Genomic DNA, 20,728 nt, shown 5'->3' with positions numbered 1-20,728 from the left:
GTGCAAACAGAGTAGGGGGGAATCGCAGGCATGACAACGCACGACGGCGATACTGGAACTGAGCTAGTCCGTTTGAATGAGAACATTTCGAAAATCGAAGAACTTTCCAAGCGTCTTGTTACAGCACTTTCGCATTATAAGGCCGTAAATCCTGCCCTTCAGGGCCCAGGTCAGGATCTGTATATGAAGGCCGCAGTGGGCTACTGGGCGGAATGGGTACAGAACCCGACCAAGATTTTGGAGCATCAGGTCGAGTACTGGGGCAAGTCGCTTCAACACTATATGGAAGCGCAGCAAGCCCTGACCCAAGGGCTGACGGGCGGCACCGAAGAGGCCGAACGCCCCAAGGACAAACGCTTTGCCAACCCGATGTGGCAGAGCCATCCGTATTTCAACTATGTTAAGCAGCAGTATCTGCTCAATTCCGAGGCGATCTCCAAAGCGGTCGATGATGTGGTCGATCTGGACGATGTTGATCGCAAGCGCCTGCGGTATTTCTCGCAGCAGATCGTGGATCTGATGGCGCCGACGAACTTCCTCGCGACGAACCCTGATGCGCTGGAGCGCGCGGTCGAGACCGAGGGGCAGAGCCTTGTGGATGGTTTGGAGAACCTCGTTCGCGATCTAGAAGCGAATGACGGTCGCCTCTTGGTGACGTTGGCTGACGAAAAAGCATTCGAGGTGGGCGGCAATATTGCAACGTCGCCCGGCAAGGTCGTCTTCCGGAACCACATGTTCGAGTTGGTGCAGTACAGCCCGACCACCGACACTGTTCATGAAATTCCGCTGCTGATCTTCCCGCCGTGGATCAACCGGTTCTACATCCTCGACTTGAAGGAAAAGAACTCGATGATCAAATGGGCGGTTGATCAGGGCTACACTGTCTTTGTGGTGAGCTGGATCAATCCTGATGCGTCCTACCGCGATGTGAAGCTGGATGACTACATCACCGACGGCTACCTGACCGCGATCAACGAAGTGCGCGACATCTGCAACGTCAAGCAGGTGAACGCCGTGGGTTACTGTATTGCGGGCACCACGCTGTCGCTGACGATGGCGCTGTTAAAGAAGCGGGGCGAAACTCCGATCAAGTCGGCGACACTTTTCACAACGCTGACCGACTTCTCGGATCAGGGGGAGTTCACAGTCTTCCTGGGCGATGACTTCGTGGATGGCATCGAAGAAGAGGCGATGGCCGAGGGCTATCTGAACAGTTTCTTCATGTCGCGGACCTTTAGCTTCTTGCGGTCGAATGACCTGATCTACGGTCCGGCAATCAATCGGTACATGAAGGGCGAAGCGCCGCCGGCGTTCGATCTGCTGTTCTGGAATGGCGACAGTACGAACCTGCCGGGCGCGATGGCCATCCAATATCTGCGGGACCTGTGCCAGAAGAACAAATTCGTCGATGGCGGGATCGAGATCTGCGGTGAAGTGCTGAACATTAAGGATGTCACTGTCCCGATCTGCGCTATTGCCTGCGAGACTGACCATATCGCTGCGTGGAAGGCGAGCTTTAATGGTGTGCGCAAGATGGGCAGCCGGTCCAAGACCTTTATCCTGTCCCAGTCCGGTCATATCGCGGGTATCGTAAACCCGCCCTCCAAGGGCAAGTACGGTCACTACACCCACACCAAGATTGCGGTGGAGCCGGATGACTGGCGCGCCGAGGCGGAGTTCACGCCAGGATCGTGGTGGCCCCGCTGGGATGAATGGCTGGCGAACCGTTCTGGTAAGCAAATCCCTGCGCGGGAAGAGGGTGATTCTAATCATCCTGTGCTTGCAGACGCGCCCGGTACCTATGTGACCATGCAGTCAACCGGTTGAGGGCCATAACCTTTTCCCTGTTTTGCTGCACTGCAGAAAAAAAACTTGATTTTCTGCAGTGCAGCATCCATATTGGATTTAGCTGATCAACGGGGTGGGCCCGAACACAGCAAGAAAAGGGATTTGGAACTATGACTGCTAAGACACCTGACTTCACCGCAATGATCAAAGACATGATGGGCGCATTCCCCATGGACATGTCGGCCATGGAAGGCTCGTTCAAGTCGCAGGCTGCTCTGTCGGAGAAGCTGTCGGCTGTCGCACTGGACGCGGCTGAAAAGTCGACCGAGATTTCCACCAAGTGGACCAAAGACGCTCTGACCAAGATGAGCGAACTGACCAAAGCCAAGTCCGAGCCTGCAGACTACGCCAAAGCGATGACCGATTTCGCAAGCGCGTCGGCTGAAATGGCTGCCGAGAACATGGCTGCTTTCGCTGAAGTTGCGAAAAAAGTTCAGACCGAAACCGTTGAGCTGATGATGGCTGCCGGCAAGGACATGAGCGAAGAAATGACCGCCGCTGCTAAGAAAGCGACCACCGAGATGTCCGCGACCGCTAAAAAAGCGACCGCAGCAGCGAAGTGATGAAGGCCCGGATATAGGGTGCCCTCCCGCCCAACAATCCGGTAAGTTAAGGGCAGGCGTAAGCCTGCCCTTTCTTTTTTTATTTTTACGTCCTAGGCTTTTTGCAGCGATGCAGCATGGGAGGGGAGTCCTTGTCGGATAACGATAAACCGCTTTTGATCAAACGTTACGCAAGTCGCCGTTTGTACAACACGGAAACCAGCGATTACGTCACGCTGGAAGACATTGCAGGGTTCATTCGCGGTGGCCGCGAGGTAAAGATTGTCGATCTGAAATCGGGCGACGATTTAACCCGTCAATATTTGCTCCAGATTATTGCCGAACATGAAAGCAAGGGCGAAAGCGTCCTGCCTTTGGCTGTGCTCAACGATCTGGTGCGCAGCTATACGACGCAGGCCACCAGCGTTGTGCCGCAATTCTTGGCTATGTCGTTCGAAATGCTGCAGGACGGCCAATCCAAGATGGTCGAAAACATGTCGGCCATGAACCCGATGGCCAAAATGCCAGGTTTCGAAGCGATGCAGGCGCAGCAACAAGCCTTTCTCAAGGCGATGACTGGCGGTCTTGCGGGCAACTGGGCCAGCAGTTCGCCGGAACGCGAGGATGGCGGCGAGCAGGGCCTTGATGACATCAAGAAGCAACTCGCCGAATTGCAGGCCAAGCTGTCGAAGATGAGCAAGTAAACAATGGTCGATTCCCCGGGAAGGATCACCCTCTGGGGGATCGAGGTCTTTGTGGCCGCGGCCGAAGAAGGCGCGATCTCTGCCGCCGCGCGCCGATTGGGGACCAGCCCCTCTACCGTGTCCCAACAATTAACGAGCCTAGAGACCGCATTGGGCACCACACTGATGGTGCGCAACGCGCGGCCCATGTCACTCACACCGGCGGGCGAGGTGTTTCGTCGCCGCGCTAGTGCGATCCTGAACGAAGCGGCTCTGGCGCGCGCTGAACTTGCGATGTCGGACCTATCCTCGTTGACCCGTCTGCGCCTTGGCATGATCGAGGATCTGGAGGCTGACGTCACACCCGCGCTGATCACACGCCTTGCAAATGATATTTCAGGCAGCCAGTTCCTGCTGGAGACGGGGCCGTCCCACGCGCTGTACGGGCAGCTCGATGATCGGGCGCTCGACATTGTTGTTGCGGCGGAAATGGGGGCAGAGGCCGATTGGATGGAAGTTCACCCCCTGCTGACCGAGCCCTTCGTCTTGGCCGTGCCCAAGGGCCGCGTGGACCCCGAAAATGATTTGCTCGGTCAACTGCGGACGATGCCGTTGATCCAGTACTCGGCACGCTTGGCGATGGGGCGGATGATTGCTGCACATTTGGTGCGTCAGAACCTGAAGCTTTCGCATCGGTTCGAGATCGACAGCTACCATTCGGTGCTCGCACTGGTCGCGGGGCAGGTCGGCTGGTCGATCCTGACGCCTCTTGCGCTGATGCGGGCGCGGCGCTGGCTGGATCGCGTTGATGTTTTCCCTCTGCCGTTTGAACCGCTGTCGCGTAATATTTCCCTGACTGCCCGCCAAGATCTGCTTGGAGACCTGCCAACGCAAATTGCAGTCCACCTCAAGGACCTGCTGTCCGCTCATGTGGTCACGCCTGCGCTGTCCGACTTCCCTTGGCTCAAGGACGCACTGATCCTGCGCTAACGGAAAAAGGAGAGCATGCGCTCTCCTTTCTGCTTTGCAAAAATACTCTGATTTCGACCGGCGCCGCTCAGGTCCCGTAGGCGCGCGCTTCTTCTTTGGCACTCTCTGCGGCAGCGACAAGGGTCCGTGCAATGTAATCCAGATCGTCCTTGGACAGCCGCGCGGGCAAACGCACGTCGCAGGCGTTTTCCAGCATGGCGCGGGTGCGGGGCAGGTCGGGCATCTCGGGCAGGAATTGCCAGTTCCAATAGGCACGGGCGTTGTCTATTGACTGTCCAAACACCTGCACAGAGACACCATTTTCCTTGGCCACGCGGGCAAAGGTCTTGGCCTCTTCGCTATCCATTCCAATCAAGTTGAACTGGATTGAGTCCGGTGCCCGCTCTTCGGGGGCCAGCTTTTCAGGCACCGACAGCGAAGCTGAGGTGTTCAGTTGCGCAGCGACATAGTCGTGGTTCGCGCGGCCATCCCGCACGCGGCGGGCAACTTCGGGAAGCTGCGGGCGGATGATCACGGCCGATAGGTTCGACATGCGCAAGTTATACAGTGGCAGCTTGTTCTGGTGACGGGCGAACGCCTCTTCCAGATCAGAGGTGTTGTCGCCAGCGCGGCTCTTGTGCTTTTTCCAGTTGTGCTCATAGGCACCGGACATGATGACCGCGCGGGCCACCAGATAGGCGTCGTCAGTGATCAGAATACCGCCTTCGCCCGCGTTCACCAATTTGTAGGATTGGAAACTAAAGCAGCCGATTTTGCCGATCGTTCCGATGTTTTTGCCATGCCACGTCGTGCCGAGCGAATGCGCGGCGTCTTCGATCACGGGAATGCCGCGCGCATTGCAGAGCGCCATGATCGCGTCCATGTCGCTGGTGTGGCCGCGCATGTGGCTGATGATGACGGCGCTGATGTTGTCGTCCAGACGTGTTTCGAAATCCTTGATGTCGATGCGGTAATTCTCGCCGACTTCGCAGAGGACGGGGATGCAATCGGCATGCACGACCGACGATGGCACAGCTGCAAAAGTAAAACCGGGGATCAAAACACGTGCGTCGCGGGGCAGGTTCAGCGCCTTCAGCGATAGAAACAGAGCGGCCGAACAGGAGGACACGGCGAGCGCATATTTCGACCCCAGAAGCTCTGCGAACTCGGCTTCGAGCAGGGCAACAGGCGCATTTTCGGGCGCGGTGTAGCGGAACAGATCCCCTGTCTGAAGCAGGCGCTCGATCTCTTCTCGGGCGGCAGCAGGGATGGGTTCGGCGTCGTAGACGTTGGGCGCTTGTGTCATATTCCTGTAGCTTTTCTGAAAACTCTTTTCGGAATTGCTAAACGCATCCCGTGTCTTCACCAAGCCTTTTCTACAGAAGCAGGCGCTTCCCCGCCGTCAGATACCCAGCTTGTCCCTTAGGGCGTACCAGCTCATGGCCATGACCAAGAGCGGTGTCCGGAACGCGCCGCCGCCTGGAAAACGCGGTGAGGGCAGGGCGTTAAGCACATCAAAACGTCCCATCTCCCCGCTGATCGCCTCGGCCAGAATGCGTCCGGAGAAGGTGGCGAGTGCGACACCGTGCCCCGAGTAACCCGATGCGGCCCAAAGCCTTTGGGCGGGGCGGTCGAACACGGGCAAGCGCTGCGCGCTGATGCCGAGCGTTCCGCCCCAAGCGTGGGTGATTTTCACGCCCTTGAGCTGGGGGAAGACGGTTTCCAGCGGTTTGCGCACGGTACCTTCGATGTCTGACGGGAATTTGTAGCCGTAGGATTCACCGCCGCCGAACAGCAGGCGGCCATCTGCGGATAGGCGGAAATAGTTGATCACGAACTTGCTGTCGGCCACGGCGATATCGCGGGCCAGAACGCTGGCGGCTCGGTCACCCAAAGGCTCTGTCGCGGCGATGAAGTTGTTGATCGGCATGACGCGAGAGGTGACCCCGTTGACCAGACGGCCCAGATAGCCATTACCAGCAAGGATCACGTGTTTCGCGCGGACGAAGCCCTTGTCACAGCGCACGACGGGGTCTGCGCCTGGTTCGACACGGTGGACCAGCGTATTCTCGTGGATGGTCGCGCCCGCCGCTTCGGCCTTGCGTGCGAGCGACAGAGCAAGGGCGAGCGGGTTCACATGGCCCGCGCCCCAGTCGACACTGCCGCCCTGATAGCAGGGGCTACCGATCAGGGCCTGCATGGCGTCGCGGTCCAGCTTTTCGACTTGGTCATAGCCATAGTGTTTGGCCAGATGGTCCGCGTCGGCCTGTGTGTCCGGCACATCGCTGGCGTGCCATTCAGCATGGGCGACACCGGGGCGATAGGCGATTGCGGGGTCTTCGTCCGCCAATGCGCGGACCAAGGCTTTGGCATCTTGGCTCAGGTCCCACAGCAGGCGGGCATTGCCCGCACCCATGCGGGCTTCCAGCCATTCCTGACCTTTGTTGAACCCGCTGCCGACTTGGCCCCCGTTGCGGCCAGAGGCGCCCCAGCCCGCGCGGTGCGCCTCGACCACGATGACTTTGAAACCGCGCTCGGCCAATTGCCACGCCGCAGACAGACCGGTGTAGCCCGCACCCACGATGCAGACATCGGCCTGTGCTTCGCCGCGCAGCGGTGGGCGGGCATCTGGCACATCCAGAACGTCGGCATACCAGCTTGGCGGGTAGTGACCTTGGCGGTCGTTGGCAAAGAGCAGATTCATACGTTGGTCAACAGATGCTCACGTTCCCAAGGGCTGATCACTTGCAGGAACTCTTCGTATTCAGCGCGCTTCACGATGGCGTAGACACGGGCAAAATCGATCCCGAGGATTTCGTGCAGCTTGGTGCAGTCGTCGAATTCATCCAGCGCTTGGCCCAAGGTTTGCGCGAAGTCGCCGTCGCCATCATAAGCATCGCCGCGGAATTGCTTGGTCGGGCGAATGCCCTCCATCATCCCAAGATACCCAGCGGCCAAGGACATCGCGATCCCCAGATAGGGGTTGCAGTCCATCCCCGCGAGGCGGTTCTCTACACGGCGCGACTGCGCATCCGAGATCGGAATGCGGATGCCTGTCGTGCGGTTGTCGCGAGCCCACTCAAGGTTAATCGGCGCCGCATGATCTTTGACGTAGCGGCGGTAGCTGTTCACGTAGGGGGCCATCACGGCAATCCCAGCGGGCAGGTAGCGCTGGAGCCCGCCGATAAAGTGATAAAATGCGTCCGTTTCCCCGCCCTGAGGACCAGAGAAGATATTTTCGCCGGTTTCGGTGTCGATCACCGAGTGGTGGATGTGCATCGCGCTGCCCGGCTCGTCCGCAATTGGCTTGGCCATGAAGGTCGCATAGCAGTTGTGACGCAGAGCGGCCTCTCGGATCAGGCGTTTGAAGTAGAACACCTCGTCCGCCAGCTTCACGGGACTGCCGTGGCGCAGGTTGATCTCGAGCTGGCCCGCGCCGCCTTCTTGGGTGATGCCGTCAATCTCGAACCCTTGGGCTTCGGCAAAATCGTAGATGTCGTCGATCACGGGGCCGTATTCATCTACCGCCGACATCGAATAGGCCTGACGCGCGGCCGCCGGGCGGCCCGAGCGGCCCATCATCGCCTCAATCGCTTTGGAGGGATTGGTATTCGGGGCGACCAGATAGAACTCCATCTCGGGCGCGACGATCGGCTTCCAGCCTTGGGCTTTGTACAGATCGACGACTCGTTTCAGCACGTTGCGCGGCGAAAACGAGATCGGGTTGCCAGCGCGGTCAAATGCATCGTGGATCACCTGAAGCGTCCAGTCGCCTGTCCATGGCGCCGCCGTCGCGGTGCTCATGTCAGGCTTTAGGATCATATCCCGTTCTATGAACCCTTCATCGCCTGCAGCTTCGGCCCATTCACCGGTGATGGTTTGATAGTAGATCGAGTCTGGCAGGTAGAAATGGTTCTGACGGGCAAACTTCGAGGCCGGAACGGCCTTGCCACGGGCGATGCCGGGCAGGTCAGAGATGATACACTCGACCTCGTCGAGGCGGTTATCGCCTAGGTAGGATTGAACGGCTGGCGGCAGGTTGCTCAGCGTCGCACTCATGAGATGCCCTCTCCGCGCATCAGGCGAGTCACTTTGCTCGCGATTTGCGCATTGTCATTGCGTTTGGTCAGGTGGTCTGTCGCGCTGTCCAAGAGCGCGTCGGGAACCACCCCTTTGCCGCGATACTCTATCAGGCCTTGGATGAAATCCGACTGAAATTCGGGATGTGCCTGTGTGGTGAAAACATGGTCCCCCCACGCCAAAGCCGCGAATTTACAGAACGGACTAGAGGCGACCACGCGGGCCTCTGGCGGTAGCTGGACCACCTGATCCTGATGCCACGCATTCAAGTCCAGCGTATGGTCTCCGAAATCATAGGTCTGAAGGCCGACGGACCACCCGTCCTTGAACTTCTCGACTTTGCCCCCAAGCGCTTGCGCGATAATCTGATGGCCAAAGCAAGCACCGAACATAGGCTTCTTGGCGGCGTAGATCTGGCGGATCAGATCCTCGAGCGGGGGAATCCACGGGTGATCCTCGTAGGCGCCGTGGCGCGATCCGGTGATGATATAGCCGTCCGCCGCGTCAATGGTTTCGGGGAAGTCGCCGTCCACAACGTTCCAGGTTCGGTAGTCAAAGCTGTCCTCACCAAGCATTGCACGGAACAGCAGAGCGTAGTCAGGGGCGATATCTGCCATGTCGGCAGGGGTATGGCCCGTTTGCAGGATACCGATTTTCATAGGGCACCAAAGTGTTTGAGGGGTCGTGTGGGGACGTGGCCAGTGCGGCCACGTCAGACCGTATCAAGATAAATCTCAACCTGTTCGCGATCGTCCAGTTCCGCCATGTAAAATAATTCCTGACGTTTGGTCGCGACATAATTGCGGATTAGTTCGGGGGTGAAAATACGGGCGATATGCTCGTCCTTTTCAAAGCGCTCGATGGCGCTGTCCCACGTATTTGGCACTTGGGGCAGGTCCTGATTGTAGGCGCTGCCCTTGATGGGTTCGCATGGTTCGGAGCCATCGTCGATGCCGTTCATCGCCGCCCCAAGGATGCCCGCGATCAGCAGGTAGGGGTTCACGTCGCCGCCCGCCACGCGATGCTCGATCCGGCGCGCGCGTGGATCGCCCGACGGGATACGAATCGCAGCGGTGCGGTTTTCGTAGCCCCAGCAGATGCTGGTCGGCGCGTGGTTGCCTGGGACCATGCGGTCATAGCTGTTGGCGTGCGGCGCAAAGAGCAGAGTGCTGCCTTGCATCGCATCCATGCACCCTGCCACCGCGTGACGCAGATAGGCGCTGCCTTGCTGGCTGCCGTCGTCAAAGATGTTCTGGCCATTGCGGTCGATGACCGAGAAGTGGGTGTGCATCCCGCTGCCTGAATAATCGACGTAAGGCTTGGCCATAAAGCTTGCGGCAAAGCCGTAGCGGCGGGCCAGACCCTTGACCAGCATCTTGAAGAGCCACGCATCATCGGCGGCGCGCAGGGCGTCATCGCTGTGCATTAGGTTGATTTCGAACTGCCCCAGACCAGCCTCGGAAATGGCGGTGTCGGCGGGGATGTCCATCTCTTCGCACGCGTCGTAGAGATCGGTGAAGAACTTGTCGAACATGTCCAGAGCGCGGACCGAGAGGATCTCGGCGGCTTTACGCCGCTTGCCCGAGCGCGGGCTGGCGGGGACTTGGAACGATTTGCCCGAGTCGTCGATCAGGTAGAATTCGAGTTCGACCGCGACGACGGGTTTCAGGCCCTTTTCATCATAGCGCTCTAGCACGCGGCGCAGTGCGTGGCGGGGGTCGCCTTCGAATGGGCGGCCATCTTCGTGGAACATCCAAAGCGGAAGCAGGGCGGTTGGCCCTTCGAGCCACGGCATGGGCACAAAGCCGCGTTCGGTCGGTTTCAGAACGCCATCACGATCCCCCGTCTCGAACACAAGGGGGCTGTCGTCGATGTCTTCGCCCCAGATGTCGAGGTTCATCACAGACATGGGAAAGCGCGTGCCGCCTTCGACCACTTTGTCTGCAAATCGGGTTGGCACCCGTTTACCGCGGGGCTGACCGTTCAAATCTGCCGCGGCCACACGGATGGTGCGCACCATGGGGTGCTTGCGTAGCCAGTTTTTCATAAATCACCTGCGTTGCCCGTTCGTCGAGCTAATTTGATCAAATTCACTGTCTCTAAGAGCAGCGACGAAATCAAGGGGTATTGTTAGCGGATCAAGCGCGGGCGCAGCTTGATCTTTTGGCGTTTGTTTTGGGGCAAGTGCTGGTTCAAGAGTTTGTTAATAAATCCGAAAATGCTGATTACGATCAGCGTCAGGATGATGAAGTACATCGCAAGGATCGGGTAGGGCACAAACGGGTTGAAGGTCTTGTCCGCAAAATAGTTGGCGTAATATAGGGCATCGCCCATCTGCTTGAACGCTGGGAAGCCGCTGAAATAGACCAGCGCGGTCGACTGGAACAAGAAGATCGCCTCATTCGTATAGGCGGGCCATGCCAGACGCAGCATCGTGGGCCAAACCACGCGCTTGAACCGCGGCCAGCCGGTCAGGCCATAGGCATCGGCGGCTTCCAGATCGCCCTTGGGAATCGACTGGAGCGCGCCATAGAAAATCTCGCCAGAATAGGCGGCAGTGTTCAGCAGCAGCACCACAAGCGCACCTGCCCAGGCCGAGGTGAGCGGGTCAAAGAAGCCACTGACGCCTTTGAGGCTGAGGAACAGGAAGTAGGCAAAGAAGAACTGGATGAAAAGCGGGGAGCCACGGAAGATAAAGATCACCCACTCCGCCGGTTTTCTGAACAAGGGGTTCGCGCTGTTTTTGCCAACAGCGAGCAAGACGGCCAGCACGAAGCCCGCGATCAGGGCGAGCGTGCCGAAGTAGATATTCTGTAGCATCCCTGACCCGATCAGGGTGAACTGCTGACACAAAGTGAAGTCCGAACGCGGCAGGAGCCGCTCGCCAATCCCGATGGACCGGAGGCTGTAGTCTGCGATGGTTTGGAGACAGCTCATGCGGCGGCCCCTTTGCGCTGAGCCTCGCCGCCCGCGGTCGCTTGGCCGTGGGTCAGTTTGCGCATGATCCGATCAAGGAAGACTTCGGAGACTTTGGTGAAGCCGAGGTAGAAAATCAGAAGCACGAGGAAGTACCAAAGGCGCCAGTCAGGGTGCGGATAGTCGGTGAAGCGGGCAGTCTTGGCACCGCCAAGTTCGCGGGCCCAATACACGATATCTTCGACACCCAAGAGGAACAGAAGAGGGGTGGCCTTGATCAGAACCATCCAGAGGTTCCCGAGGCCGGGCAGAGCATAGACCCACATTTGTGGCACCAGAATGCGCCAGAAGGTCTGACGAGGTGTCATGCCATAAGCTTCGGCAGTTTCAAGCTGCGCACGGGGCACAGCGCGCATGGCCCCGAGCATCACGTTGGCAGCGAAAGCCCCAAAGACGATGGCAAACGTCACCACGGCGAGGGTGAAACCGTACATTTCGTGAATCCATTGGGCCGCGTTGCCGAGGGGCATCTTGGCAGCGGTGCAAACGACGAAATCGTTGCCCTGGCGGATCGGTTCATCCCAGTCGGGGCACTTCACCTGATGGCGCAGCCACTCGATGCCTTGGTCCAAAGCGATCACGAAGAAAAGAAAGAACGCGATGTCCGGAACCCCGCGGACGATAGCGATATAAATTTTCCCGAGCCAACTGACCGGCGTGAACGAAGACCGCGCCGCCGAAGCGCCAGCAAAGCCGAAAAGCAACGCAGCGGGGGCCGTGATTGCCAGCAGCAAAAGCACGGTGCCAAAGGAGTAGTAGAAGGCCATGTGCTTGCCGGTCGTGAGGTAACAGGCGAGCCACTGGAATTGGCCAAGTGTGTCGGGGTCGGTGCAGAAGCTGAAAATGGCGGGCCTCTTGGCGAGGTCTGGATGTGAGTATTTTTGGCAAAAAGAAGGGAGGGGCGTGCCCTCCCTTCGGAGCGATTAGAAGGTGGCCGAGTCGGGCAGCCACTTGACGATCAGCTCGTTCAGGCTGCCGTCTTCTTTCATCGACTGGATCGCTGCGGTGAACTTGTCACGCAGTTCGCTGTCGGATTTGCGGATGCCAAGGCCGATGCCGCCGCCGATCAGAACATCTTCGCCGGTCAGCTCGAGGTCTGCATTCTCTTCGGCGATGGGGGCGAGGAAGGCTTTGTCGGCCAGAACTGCGTCAGCTTCGCCGTTGCGGACGGCTGCGACGGTTTCGTCAGGCGATGCGAATTCCAAGAGGGTCGCGCCCGAGTCGGTGATGTGGCTGGCCTGAATGGTGCTGGCCTGCGCTGCGATCACGCCACCGGTGAAATCCACATCCGCGCCAGCCATCGCCATGTAGGCAGAGGGGTCGGGCTGGGTGTAGTTTTCGGTGAAGTCGATTTTTTCCATACGCTCTTCGGTGATCGACATGCCAGCGATGATGGCGTCGTAGTTGCCCGAGACGAGGTTGGGGATGATTGAATCCCAATCGTTGGTGACCCACTCGCAGTTCAGCTCTGCGCGCTTGCACAGCTCGTCACCCAACTCGCGCTCGAAGCCATCCACTTCGCCCGCATCGTTAATGAAGTTGTACGGAGGGTAGGCGCCCTCGGTGCCCAGACGGACAACATCGCCATGGCCTGCAGCGAACAGGCTGGTGGCTGACAGAGCCAACGCGGCGCTGGTGATCAGTAGTTTTTTCATTTGGTTAACTCCCCTTGAGTGTTGTTCAGGCAGCTGTCGTATGGCTTAGGAATTGCTGCAGCCGCTCTGATTTGGGCGCCCCGAATAGGGTTGCGGGATCGCCCTGTTCTTCGATCAGGCCTTGGTGCAAAAACACGACATGATCGGAAACATCGTGGGCCATTTTCATGTCATGGGTGACGATGATCATGGTCCGGCCCTCTTCAGCGAGGGCTTTGATGACGCGCACCACTTCTTGTTCCAACTCGGGATCTAGTGCGGAAGTGGGTTCGTCAAAGAGAAGAGCTTTGGGTTCCATGCACAGGGCACGAGCGATCGCGGCGCGCTGCTGCTGTCCGCCGGATAGTTGCGCGGGCCACGCATCGCATTTGTCGCCGATACCGACCTTGTCCAGATACATGCGGGCCTTTTGTTCAACCTCGGCCTTGTCGCGTCCCAGAACGGTCACGGGGCATTCCATGACATTCTCGAGTATCGTCATGTGAGACCAAAGGTTGAATTGCTGGAAGACCATCGAAAGGTTGGTACGGATACGCATGATCTGCTTGGCGTCAGCTGGACGACGGGCCAGTTCTTGGCCCTTCCATTTTACGGGCTCGCCCTCGAACAGGATTGCGCCCTTCTGGCTGTCTTCCAACAGGTTGGCGCAACGCAGAAGCGTGGACTTGCCCGACCCCGAAGAGCCGATCAGCGAAATGACATGTCCGCGCGGGGCGGTGATGTCGACACCCCGCAGAACCTCTAGCTCGCCGTAACGCTTGTGAAGGTTGCGGATTTCGATAACTGGTTGATTATTGACCACAAGAACCCTGATGGTTGCATTTGGAATGAGCGATAGTAACGCTGATAACGCCGTGAAATGCAACGGTTGGTCAAATTTGACCCTAGGTCAAACGGTAATTTCACCTGCAACGGATTGAAAGATGGGCGCGGGGCTATCCCAGAAAGTGATCAGTCACCTTGTACGCGCTGACGGGCAAGGGCACTGTCCATATCCGAAACCCCCAAAAAGCGCGAGACGGTCCGCAGAAGGGCGTCTTCGGCTTCGTCCCGTTTGCCGTCAGCCAGCACGACCTTCCACAGGGATTCGATCACCCCGAGACGGTGTTCATAGGCGACGCCCTGTTTGATGGCTGTGGTGAATTTGACGGTGTCGGGCGCTTCGGCCTCTAGCTGCTCTGCGTCGTGACGCAAGGCAGAGGCATCGTCTGCGCTGAGCTCGTAACGTTCGGCGACAATGCTGTCGATCAGCTCGATTTCCGATTTTTGGTAATCCTCGTCCGAGCGGGCGATCCGCACGAGCAAAGCTGTCAAAGCAAGTCGCGAATCCCCTTCGGTCAGGGGATCAACGGCAGGTTCGGTGAGGCGGCGTAGAAAATCGGCAAACATAATGATGATATAGGCGGGACAACTGGCCCCGCCAAGGTGTGATTACATGGAGGCGAGTGCGTGCTCGCGGGCGATCTGCGACTCGGCACGGCGAATGCCGAAGCCGCGGCGCGCGCTGTTCAGCAATTCGTCCAAGCCGCGCGTGCGGGTGTCACTGGTCAGAACGACCTCCCAAAGACCGCTCAGAACGCCAAAACGCTCTTCTGGGTCCAGCGCGTCGCGGATGGCTGTGATCATGGACTGAGGATCAATCTCGGCGCGTTCCAGCTTCTCGCCTTCTGCGCGCAGTTTCATGGCTTCGATGACGTTCAGGCCAAAGTGACGGGCGAGGCTGCGATCAATCGCTCGGATTTCGTCGTAGCTGTAGGTGCCTTCGGATTTGGCCGCGCGAACAAGTAAAGCGGCGACAGCTGTGCGGCTGTCATAGGTCGGCGCTGCATCAGCAGGGGCGGCAAAGAGTGTTTTCAGGCTGGCAAACATTTGGAACGCTCCACTTTCAGAACCGTGTGTCTTGGGTGGATAACGCTGTGGTTGCGAAAAAGTTTCGGGGCCACCCACAGAAAGTGAGCGGCCCCGTTAAATCTGGCTTTCAAGCTTGGTGGATTACACCAAACGAGAGCTTTCTTTTGCTGCGCGCACAAAGTCGCGGAACAAGGGGTGCGGCTGGAACGGCTTGGACTTCAGTTCGGGGTGGAACTGGACGCCGATGAACCACGGATGATCTTTCCATTCGACAATCTCTGGCAGCCGTCCGTCGGGCGACATACCAGAGAAGCTGAGGCCGCAAGCCTCGAGCTGCTCACGATATTTCGTGTCTACCTCATAGCGGTGACGGTGACGCTCTTCGATCTGGGTCGCGCCGTAGATTTCGGCCACTTTGGAGCCTTCGGCGAGAGTCGCGTTGTATGCGCCAAGGCGCATGGTGCCGCCCTTGTCGTCCTTGACCGAACGCTCGACCTTGTGATTGCCCTGCACCCATTCTTTCAGGTGGTACACAACAGGGGTAAAGCGCTTCTGACCGGCTTCGTGGTCGAATTCTTCCGAGCCTGCGTCGTCCACTTTGGCTACGTTACGGGCCGCTTCGATCACTGCCAGCTGCATGCCGAGGCAGATGCCGAGGTACGGTACTTTGTGTTCGCGGGCGAACTGGGCCGCTTTGATCTTGCCCTCGGTGCCACGCTCGCCAAAGCCGCCGGGCACGAGGATCGCGTCGTAACCTTCGAGGTGGGGCGCGGGATCTTCGCGGTCAAAGATTTCCGAGTTCACCCACTCGACTTTGACCTTCACACGGTTGGCCATGCCGCCGTGGGTCAGCGCTTCGGCGATCGACTTGTAGGCATCTTCTAGTTGCACGTACTTGCCCACGATTGCGATTTTGACTTCGCCTTCGGGGTTATAGATGCGGTCCGCGACATCGTTCCAGCGCGCCAGATCGGGCTTGGGCGCGGGGCTGATCTGGAAGGCGTCCAGAACGGCCTGATCCAGACCTTCGCGGTGATAGGCCAGAGGCGCTTCGTAGATCGATTTCAGATCCTGCGCGGCAATCACGGCGTCGGGGCGCACGTTGCAGAACAGGGCCAGCTTTTCGCGCTCTTTCGCGGGAATCGGGCCTTCGGAACGGCAGACCAGAATGTCGGGCGCCAGACCGATCGAGCGCAGCTCTTTGACGCTGTGCTGTGTCGGCTTGGTTTTCAGCTCGCCCGACGCCTTGATGAATGGCAGCAGGGTCAGGTGCATGAACAAGCACTGGCCACGGGGCTTTTCGTTGGCGAACTGGCGGATTGCTTCGAAGAAGGGCAGGCCTTCGATGTCGCCGACGGTGCCGCCGATTTCACAGAGCATGAAATCAACTTCGTCTTCGCCGATCGAAATGAAGTCCTTAATTTCGTTCGTGACGTGGGGAATCACCTGAATGGTTTTGCCCAGATAGTCACCGCGGCGCTCTTTCTCGAGGACGTTCGAATAGATGCGGCCCGACGAGACCGAGTCGGTCTTGCGTGCTGCCACACCGGTGAAACGCTCGTAGTGTCCCAGATCGAGGTCGGTTTCGGCCCCGTCGTCGGTGACAAACACTTCGCCGTGCTCGAAAGGCGACATCGTGCCGGGGTCAACGTTCAAATAGGGGTCCAGCTTGCGCAAGCGGACTGAGTATCCGCGCGCCTGAAGCAAAGAGCCAAGCGCCGCCGAGGCAAGACCTTTGCCCAACGAACTCACAACGCCACCAGTGATGAATATGAATCGCGCCATTCGGTCTGCGCTCCCGTGATGTTCCGCCAAAAAGCAATGCCCGTGCGATCCCGAAGAATCGCAGCATCACGGGGTTTGAGCCTTAGCGGATTCGCAAAGTTTTAGCAACCGGACCTCAAGATGCTGTTAGGTCCGGTTCGCTATGTTCTAATGGTTGTAGCTTAGTTAGCCGAGGGTACCAAAGGCGCGTCCGACGAGGACGGCGGCAGCAGGTCAGAGCCTGCAGGTGCATCGGATTGCTCTTCGGTTGCGGTGGGGGCGGTGCCACCCAAGCGGTCCAGAACAGAGCTGTCAGACGAATTGCTGGCTGCAATCACGGTCAGGGCGATCGAGGTGCAGATGAATGCAGCCGCCAGAGCCCAAGTGATTTTTCCCAGAGCGGTTGCAGCTGCGCGGCCGGACATAACGCCACCGACGCCGCCGCCACCACCGCCGCTGCCCATGCCAAGGCCGCCGCCTTCGGACCGCTGCATCAGAACGATACCGATCAGAGACAGTGCCAGAATGAGGTGGATAATCAGAACGACGTTTTCCATGAAGGACCTGCAGCAACTCTTTTGTTGTCCGCCCATGTAGGGAAAATCGGCGCGGGGGGCAAGCCGTGTGGCCCAGACTTTCGCCAAATCCGCTGAAAACAGCCGTAAGGATAGTGTGAACGCCGTTACTAACCCTGTTTAACTGGCCCTGCGGCTTATGGATGCGCCGGATCGGCGCAAATAGAGGTTTCGCCTGCCCAAGCACATCGCTATAGGAGGCACGGTTTGAAGATCTGACAATAGGGGATCCCTTATGGCCAACGTTGTGGTTGTCGGCGCTCAGTGGGGCGATGAAGGCAAAGGCAAGATCGTGGACTGGCTGTCCGAACGCGCAGACGTGATCGCGCGCTTTCAAGGCGGACACAACGCCGGCCATACGCTGGTGATCGATAGCAAAGTTTATAAATTGCACGCGCTACCTTCGGGTGTTGTCCGCGGCGGCAAGCTGTCTGTTATTGGGAACGGCGTGGTTTTGGACCCCTGGCACCTGATCAAAGAGATCGAGACTGTACGCGCGCAGGGCGTCGAGATCACACCCGAGACTCTGATGATTGCGGAAAACACGCCGCTGATCCTGCCGTTCCACGGTGAACTGGACCGCGCCCGCGAGGAAGCAGCCAGCAAGGGCACCAAAATCGGCACCACCGGTCGCGGCATCGGTCCCTGCTACGAAGACAAAGTGGGCCGCCGCGCCATCCGCGTTGCCGATCTGGCCGACCGCGCGACCCTCGAGGCGCGTGTAGACCGCGCGCTGCAGCACCACGATCCCCTGCGCAAAGGTCTGGGCATCGAAAGCATCGACCGCGAAGCGCTGATCGAACAGCTGGCCGAGGTTGCCAAAGACATCCTGCCTTACGCCGCACCCGTCTGGAAGGTCCTGAACGAGAAGCGCAAGGCCGGTAAGCGAATCCTTTTCGAAGGGGCGCAGGGTTCTTTGCTGGACATTGACTTCGGCACCTATCCCTTTGTGACCTCGTCGAACGTGATCGCAGGTCAGGCATCGACTGGTGTGGGCATCGGCCCGGGCTCGATCGACTACGTTCTGGGCATTGTCAAAGCCTACACCACACGCGTGGGCGAAGGCCCATTCCCGACCGAACTCGAGGATGCGGACGGCCAGCGTCTGGGTGAGCGCGGCCACGAATTCGGCACCACCACTGGCCGCAAACGCCGCTGTGGGTGGTTTGACGCCGCTCTGGTCCGCCAGACTTGCGCAATTTCGGGCATCAATGGCATCTCGCTGACCAAGCTGGACGTTCTGGACGGCTTCGAAACTCTGAAGATTTGCGTTGGCTACAATCTGGACGGTGAGCAACTGGACTACCTGCCCACCGCCGCAGACGAGCAGGCCCGCTGCACCCCGATCTACGAAGAAATGCCCGGCTGGTCGGAATCGACCGAAGGCGCACGCTCGTGGGCAGACCTGCCGGCCAACGCGATCAAATACGTCAAGCGCGTCGAAGAGTTGATCGAGTGCCCTGTTGCACTACTCTCCACTTCGCCCGAGCGCGATGACACAATCCTAGTAACCGACCCGTTTGCTGACTGATGGCCCTTAGTTACAAGACACGCCGCCGCCTTTCCTTGTTGATCCTGCTTTTGGGTCTGCCGGGCTATGTAGTGGTGGCGGTCACGATCATGAGCACGATCGACCGTCCGCCGCTCTGGCTGGAATTGTTGATCTACATCGGGCTCGGGATTCTGTGGGCGCTGCCGTTCAAGGCTGTCTTCAAGGGGATTGGTCAATCCGACCCAGATGCACCGCCAAAACGGTTCGACTACGATAAATAGATGCGAAGGGGCTGCAATTTTGTAGCCCTTTTTTGTTGTGCGCGATTTTCTGCCCTGAATTGTTTGGGAGCACATGACAGAGTGTTCTCAAAGGGATAGGCTGACCTCATTCATTCAGAGGATTTGAAATGAGACAGATTCCCCGCAAGGCCCTGACCCTCACTCTGGCGCTGGGGCTGTCCGGCTGTATCGTGATCCCGATCCCGAACGTCCGAGACAAAGCACGTTACTGTACCGTCGAAAATGCTTATAGCGTGGCCCGCGAAACCGGCGCTGGCTTGCAAGATGTCTGCGGCGAAACGAACGCCGAAGCGCGCGCCATGGCGACGGACCGCGGCCTGAAATATTACGAGCTGTCGCGCAAGATCGAACTCTACCAAGAACTGCTTGATGACCCCAAGCTGGAAAGCGTTTTGGCTAACGCGCCGGAGCCGATCCCGAACTTCCTGCTGCGCGAGAAGATCAAGCGCCTGATCGCAGAGCGCCAGCAATATGCCATGGCGCCCGTGGTGATTCCGGCCTCTTAACGGCGGACATTGGTTCCGAAATAGAAAAAGGCGGCTCCAATCGGGCCGCCTTTTGCGTGGTGTCGTAGAAATGGCTTATTCGCCGGACGCCATGGCGCGCGGCTGATACCGGATTGTCTCGGTGACCGTAAAACGACCGCCCTGCAGTTTCGAGATTTTCTCTTCGCGCAGCAGCTGGCCAAAGGCCCGCAGCGCATCCTCTCGGCTGAGCCCATCTTCCATCACCGACTTCAACAGCGTCATGACCTGCGGGCGGGTAAAGGGATCGCGGCCCTGAACACAAGCAGTGTAGGCGGCTGCCGCTTCGAGCAATTCCGGCAGGTTCGTCGCGCCTTTTTCCTCGGCGTAGGCTGCAAAGTTTGGGCGATCCCGGCGCGCGGCTTCGTCCGAGCCGCTCGATATGCGGCGGGGGACGATCGGCGTCGATTTGGATGTGTCGACGCGCTGTTCTTCGACCAAACGCAAGGGAGCTTCGCTCGGGCGGGGGCGCTCTGCGCGGTTGCTGTCACTGAGCTGTGGGCGGCGCGGACGGATGATCTCTTTGGTTTCCGGAATTGGCTCGGGCTTGATGAGCGGTGTCGCCGCCGTTTCAGTTTCGGGCAAGTCCCGTTTGCGCACCACGTTCTTTTCGGCGCGAGTCGCTGCGACCGCGGCCTTCAGATGTGCCAGCGCAGTGCGGCGGCGGTTGCTTTCAGGCGCATCCATCTCGGTCTTGGCTTTTTCCAGCAGGCGTGCTTCGGCGTCTTCGCTGGTGTCAGCCTGTTCCAAAAGCTCTCGGCCAGCAGGGCGCTCGTCGCGGACGATGATCTCTTCAGGTTCTTCCGCTTTGGGTTCTTCTGCCGGTGTTTCCGCAACCGGATCCATTTCGGCTTCGACTTCAGCGAGCGCGCGCATCAGGTCGGCTTCGTCCTCGTCGCTCAGGGCGCTTTCGGCTTTGGCTGCAGTCTCCTGAGCGTCTTCTTCGCTGAGCGCCTTGGCCATGTCCGAGCGCTTGAGACGCAGCACACGTACGCGGCGGGGGCGATCATCGTAGGCAGCTTCGTCGTCTTGCTCTTCGATCTCTTCGTCTTTTTCGGCTGCAGGGATGGTTTGCTCGACTTGGATAACCTCGGCGCTGACTTCGATTTCTTCGACGACTTCGGCCGTTTCCTCTTCGGTGATGATGTCGGTCAGGTCGAGTGTGTCGTCTTCGGGATCATCCTCACCAGCAGCTATTTCGGAGGCCGCTACGATTTCTGTCTCATCGGCAGCTTCGTCTTCGTCGTGGGTCAGGTTTCCCAAGACACTCGCGATGCGAAGGGCGTCTTCGTCGTCCTGATCTTTGTCTTGCGCATCATCGTTTGTAGTGATCGCTTCCTCAGCCTCAGCCTCAGCCTCAGCCTCAGCCTCAGCCTCAGCCTCAGCCTCAGCCTCAGCCTCAGCCTCAGCCTCAGCCTCAGCCTCAGCCTCAGCCTCAGCCTCAGCCTCAGCCTCAGCCTCAGGGGC

General features: G+C 58.8%; 20 protein-coding genes and 1 pseudogene. 7 read left to right on the top strand and 14 right to left on the bottom strand.

Annotated elements, in window-relative coordinates; genetic code table 11:
• The first annotated feature begins 30 nt into the window (after nt 1-30).
• The 4 genes from N4A58_RS01910 (at nt 31) to N4A58_RS01895 (ending at nt 4,063) form a co-directional block, all read left to right on the top strand.
• Nucleotides 31-1,827 (top strand): class I poly(R)-hydroxyalkanoic acid synthase, encoded by a 1,797-nt coding sequence (locus N4A58_RS01910; protein WP_293707370.1) that lies wholly within the window; start codon nt 31-33, stop codon nt 1,825-1,827.
• Nucleotides 1,828-1,958: 131 nt separating this feature from the next.
• Nucleotides 1,959-2,411 carry a phasin family protein gene (locus N4A58_RS01905; protein WP_072707338.1) on the top strand — a complete coding sequence of 151 codons (453 nt, stop codon included), beginning with the start codon at nt 1,959-1,961 and terminating at the stop codon, nt 2,409-2,411.
• Between the two features lie 131 nt (nt 2,412-2,542).
• Complete coding sequence (gene phaR, locus N4A58_RS01900) at nt 2,543-3,094, top strand: polyhydroxyalkanoate synthesis repressor PhaR (RefSeq protein ID WP_293707367.1); 552 nt, start codon at nt 2,543-2,545, stop codon at nt 3,092-3,094.
• 3 nt (nt 3,095-3,097) lie between these two features.
• Nucleotides 3,098-4,063 carry a LysR family transcriptional regulator gene (locus N4A58_RS01895; RefSeq protein ID WP_072707333.1) on the top strand — a complete coding sequence of 322 codons (966 nt, stop codon included), beginning with the start codon at nt 3,098-3,100 and terminating at the stop codon, nt 4,061-4,063.
• A 67-nt stretch (nt 4,064-4,130) separates the two neighbouring features.
• Here N4A58_RS01895 and N4A58_RS01890 read toward each other — a convergent pair whose 3' ends face one another.
• The 13 genes from N4A58_RS01890 to secG form a co-directional block, all read right to left on the bottom strand.
• Nucleotides 4,131-5,348, bottom strand: coding sequence for an aminotransferase class I/II-fold pyridoxal phosphate-dependent enzyme (locus tag N4A58_RS01890; protein ID WP_293707365.1), 1,218 nt, complete (start codon nt 5,346-5,348; stop codon nt 4,131-4,133).
• 96 nt (nt 5,349-5,444) lie between these two features.
• Nucleotides 5,445-6,746 carry an FAD-binding oxidoreductase gene (locus tag N4A58_RS01885; protein WP_293707364.1) on the bottom strand — a complete coding sequence of 434 codons (1,302 nt, stop codon included), beginning with the start codon at nt 6,744-6,746 and terminating at the stop codon, nt 5,445-5,447.
• Nucleotides 6,743-8,101 (bottom strand): glutamine synthetase family protein, encoded by a 1,359-nt coding sequence (locus N4A58_RS01880; RefSeq protein ID WP_072707327.1) that lies wholly within the window; start codon nt 8,099-8,101, stop codon nt 6,743-6,745. Before N4A58_RS01880 ends, N4A58_RS01885 begins: the two co-directional genes overlap by 4 nt.
• The gene (locus N4A58_RS01875; protein WP_293707359.1) at nt 8,098-8,781 is read right to left on the bottom strand and encodes a type 1 glutamine amidotransferase; all 684 of its coding nucleotides are present in this window, start codon (nt 8,779-8,781) and stop codon (nt 8,098-8,100) included. Before N4A58_RS01875 ends, N4A58_RS01880 begins: the two co-directional genes overlap by 4 nt.
• A 53-nt stretch (nt 8,782-8,834) precedes the next feature.
• Nucleotides 8,835-10,169, bottom strand: coding sequence for a glutamine synthetase family protein (locus tag N4A58_RS01870; protein WP_293707358.1), 1,335 nt, complete (start codon nt 10,167-10,169; stop codon nt 8,835-8,837).
• An 83-nt stretch (nt 10,170-10,252) separates the two neighbouring features.
• Nucleotides 10,253-11,059 carry an ABC transporter permease gene (locus tag N4A58_RS01865; protein ID WP_293707357.1) on the bottom strand — a complete coding sequence of 269 codons (807 nt, stop codon included), beginning with the start codon at nt 11,057-11,059 and terminating at the stop codon, nt 10,253-10,255.
• The gene (locus N4A58_RS01860) at nt 11,056-11,943 is read right to left on the bottom strand and encodes an ABC transporter permease (protein WP_293707462.1); all 888 of its coding nucleotides are present in this window, start codon (nt 11,941-11,943) and stop codon (nt 11,056-11,058) included. Before N4A58_RS01860 ends, N4A58_RS01865 begins: the two co-directional genes overlap by 4 nt.
• A gap of 78 nt (nt 11,944-12,021) precedes the next feature.
• Nucleotides 12,022-12,753, bottom strand: coding sequence for a transporter substrate-binding domain-containing protein (locus N4A58_RS01855; RefSeq protein ID WP_293707356.1), 732 nt, complete (start codon nt 12,751-12,753; stop codon nt 12,022-12,024).
• A gap of 25 nt (nt 12,754-12,778) precedes the next feature.
• Nucleotides 12,779-13,555 (bottom strand): ABC transporter ATP-binding protein, encoded by a 777-nt coding sequence (locus N4A58_RS01850; RefSeq protein ID WP_293707355.1) that lies wholly within the window; start codon nt 13,553-13,555, stop codon nt 12,779-12,781.
• A 149-nt stretch (nt 13,556-13,704) separates the two neighbouring features.
• Nucleotides 13,705-14,142: a TerB family tellurite resistance protein gene (locus N4A58_RS01845; protein ID WP_293707354.1), complete on the bottom strand. Its 438-nt coding sequence runs from the start codon at nt 14,140-14,142 to the stop codon at nt 13,705-13,707.
• Between the two features lie 42 nt (nt 14,143-14,184).
• Nucleotides 14,185-14,622, bottom strand: a complete 438-nt coding sequence (locus N4A58_RS01840) for a TerB family tellurite resistance protein (protein WP_072707311.1) — start codon at nt 14,620-14,622, stop codon at nt 14,185-14,187.
• Nucleotides 14,623-14,745: 123 nt separating this feature from the next.
• The gene (locus N4A58_RS01835) at nt 14,746-16,389 is read right to left on the bottom strand and encodes a CTP synthase (RefSeq protein ID WP_072707309.1); all 1,644 of its coding nucleotides are present in this window, start codon (nt 16,387-16,389) and stop codon (nt 14,746-14,748) included.
• 161 nt (nt 16,390-16,550) lie between these two features.
• Nucleotides 16,551-16,925, bottom strand: coding sequence for a preprotein translocase subunit SecG (gene secG / locus N4A58_RS01830; RefSeq protein WP_293707353.1), 375 nt, complete (start codon nt 16,923-16,925; stop codon nt 16,551-16,553).
• A gap of 253 nt (nt 16,926-17,178) precedes the next feature.
• Between secG and N4A58_RS01825 the strand changes: the two genes are divergently transcribed.
• The 3 genes from N4A58_RS01825 (at nt 17,179) to N4A58_RS01815 (ending at nt 19,243) form a co-directional block, all read left to right on the top strand.
• A complete protein-coding gene (locus N4A58_RS01825) occupies nt 17,179-18,474 on the top strand; it encodes an adenylosuccinate synthase (RefSeq protein ID WP_293707352.1) in 1,296 nt (431 codons plus the stop codon).
• Complete coding sequence (locus tag N4A58_RS01820; RefSeq protein WP_293707351.1) at nt 18,474-18,716, top strand: DUF2842 domain-containing protein; 243 nt, start codon at nt 18,474-18,476, stop codon at nt 18,714-18,716. Before N4A58_RS01825 ends, N4A58_RS01820 begins: the two co-directional genes overlap by 1 nt.
• 128 nt (nt 18,717-18,844) lie before the next feature.
• Nucleotides 18,845-19,243, top strand: a complete 399-nt coding sequence (locus tag N4A58_RS01815) for a hypothetical protein (RefSeq protein ID WP_072707300.1) — start codon at nt 18,845-18,847, stop codon at nt 19,241-19,243.
• A 75-nt stretch (nt 19,244-19,318) separates the two neighbouring features.
• Here N4A58_RS01815 and N4A58_RS01810 read toward each other — a convergent pair.
• Nucleotides 19,319-20,728 (bottom strand): annotated as a pseudogene (locus N4A58_RS01810) (hypothetical protein); the annotation flags it as partial.

The organism is Donghicola sp. (assembly GCF_025210255.1).
GTDB lineage: Bacteria > Pseudomonadota > Alphaproteobacteria > Rhodobacterales > Rhodobacteraceae > Donghicola > Donghicola eburneus.
The sequence above is the reverse complement of the archived record's forward strand: the minus strand, read 5'-3'. Positions and strand labels throughout refer to the sequence as shown.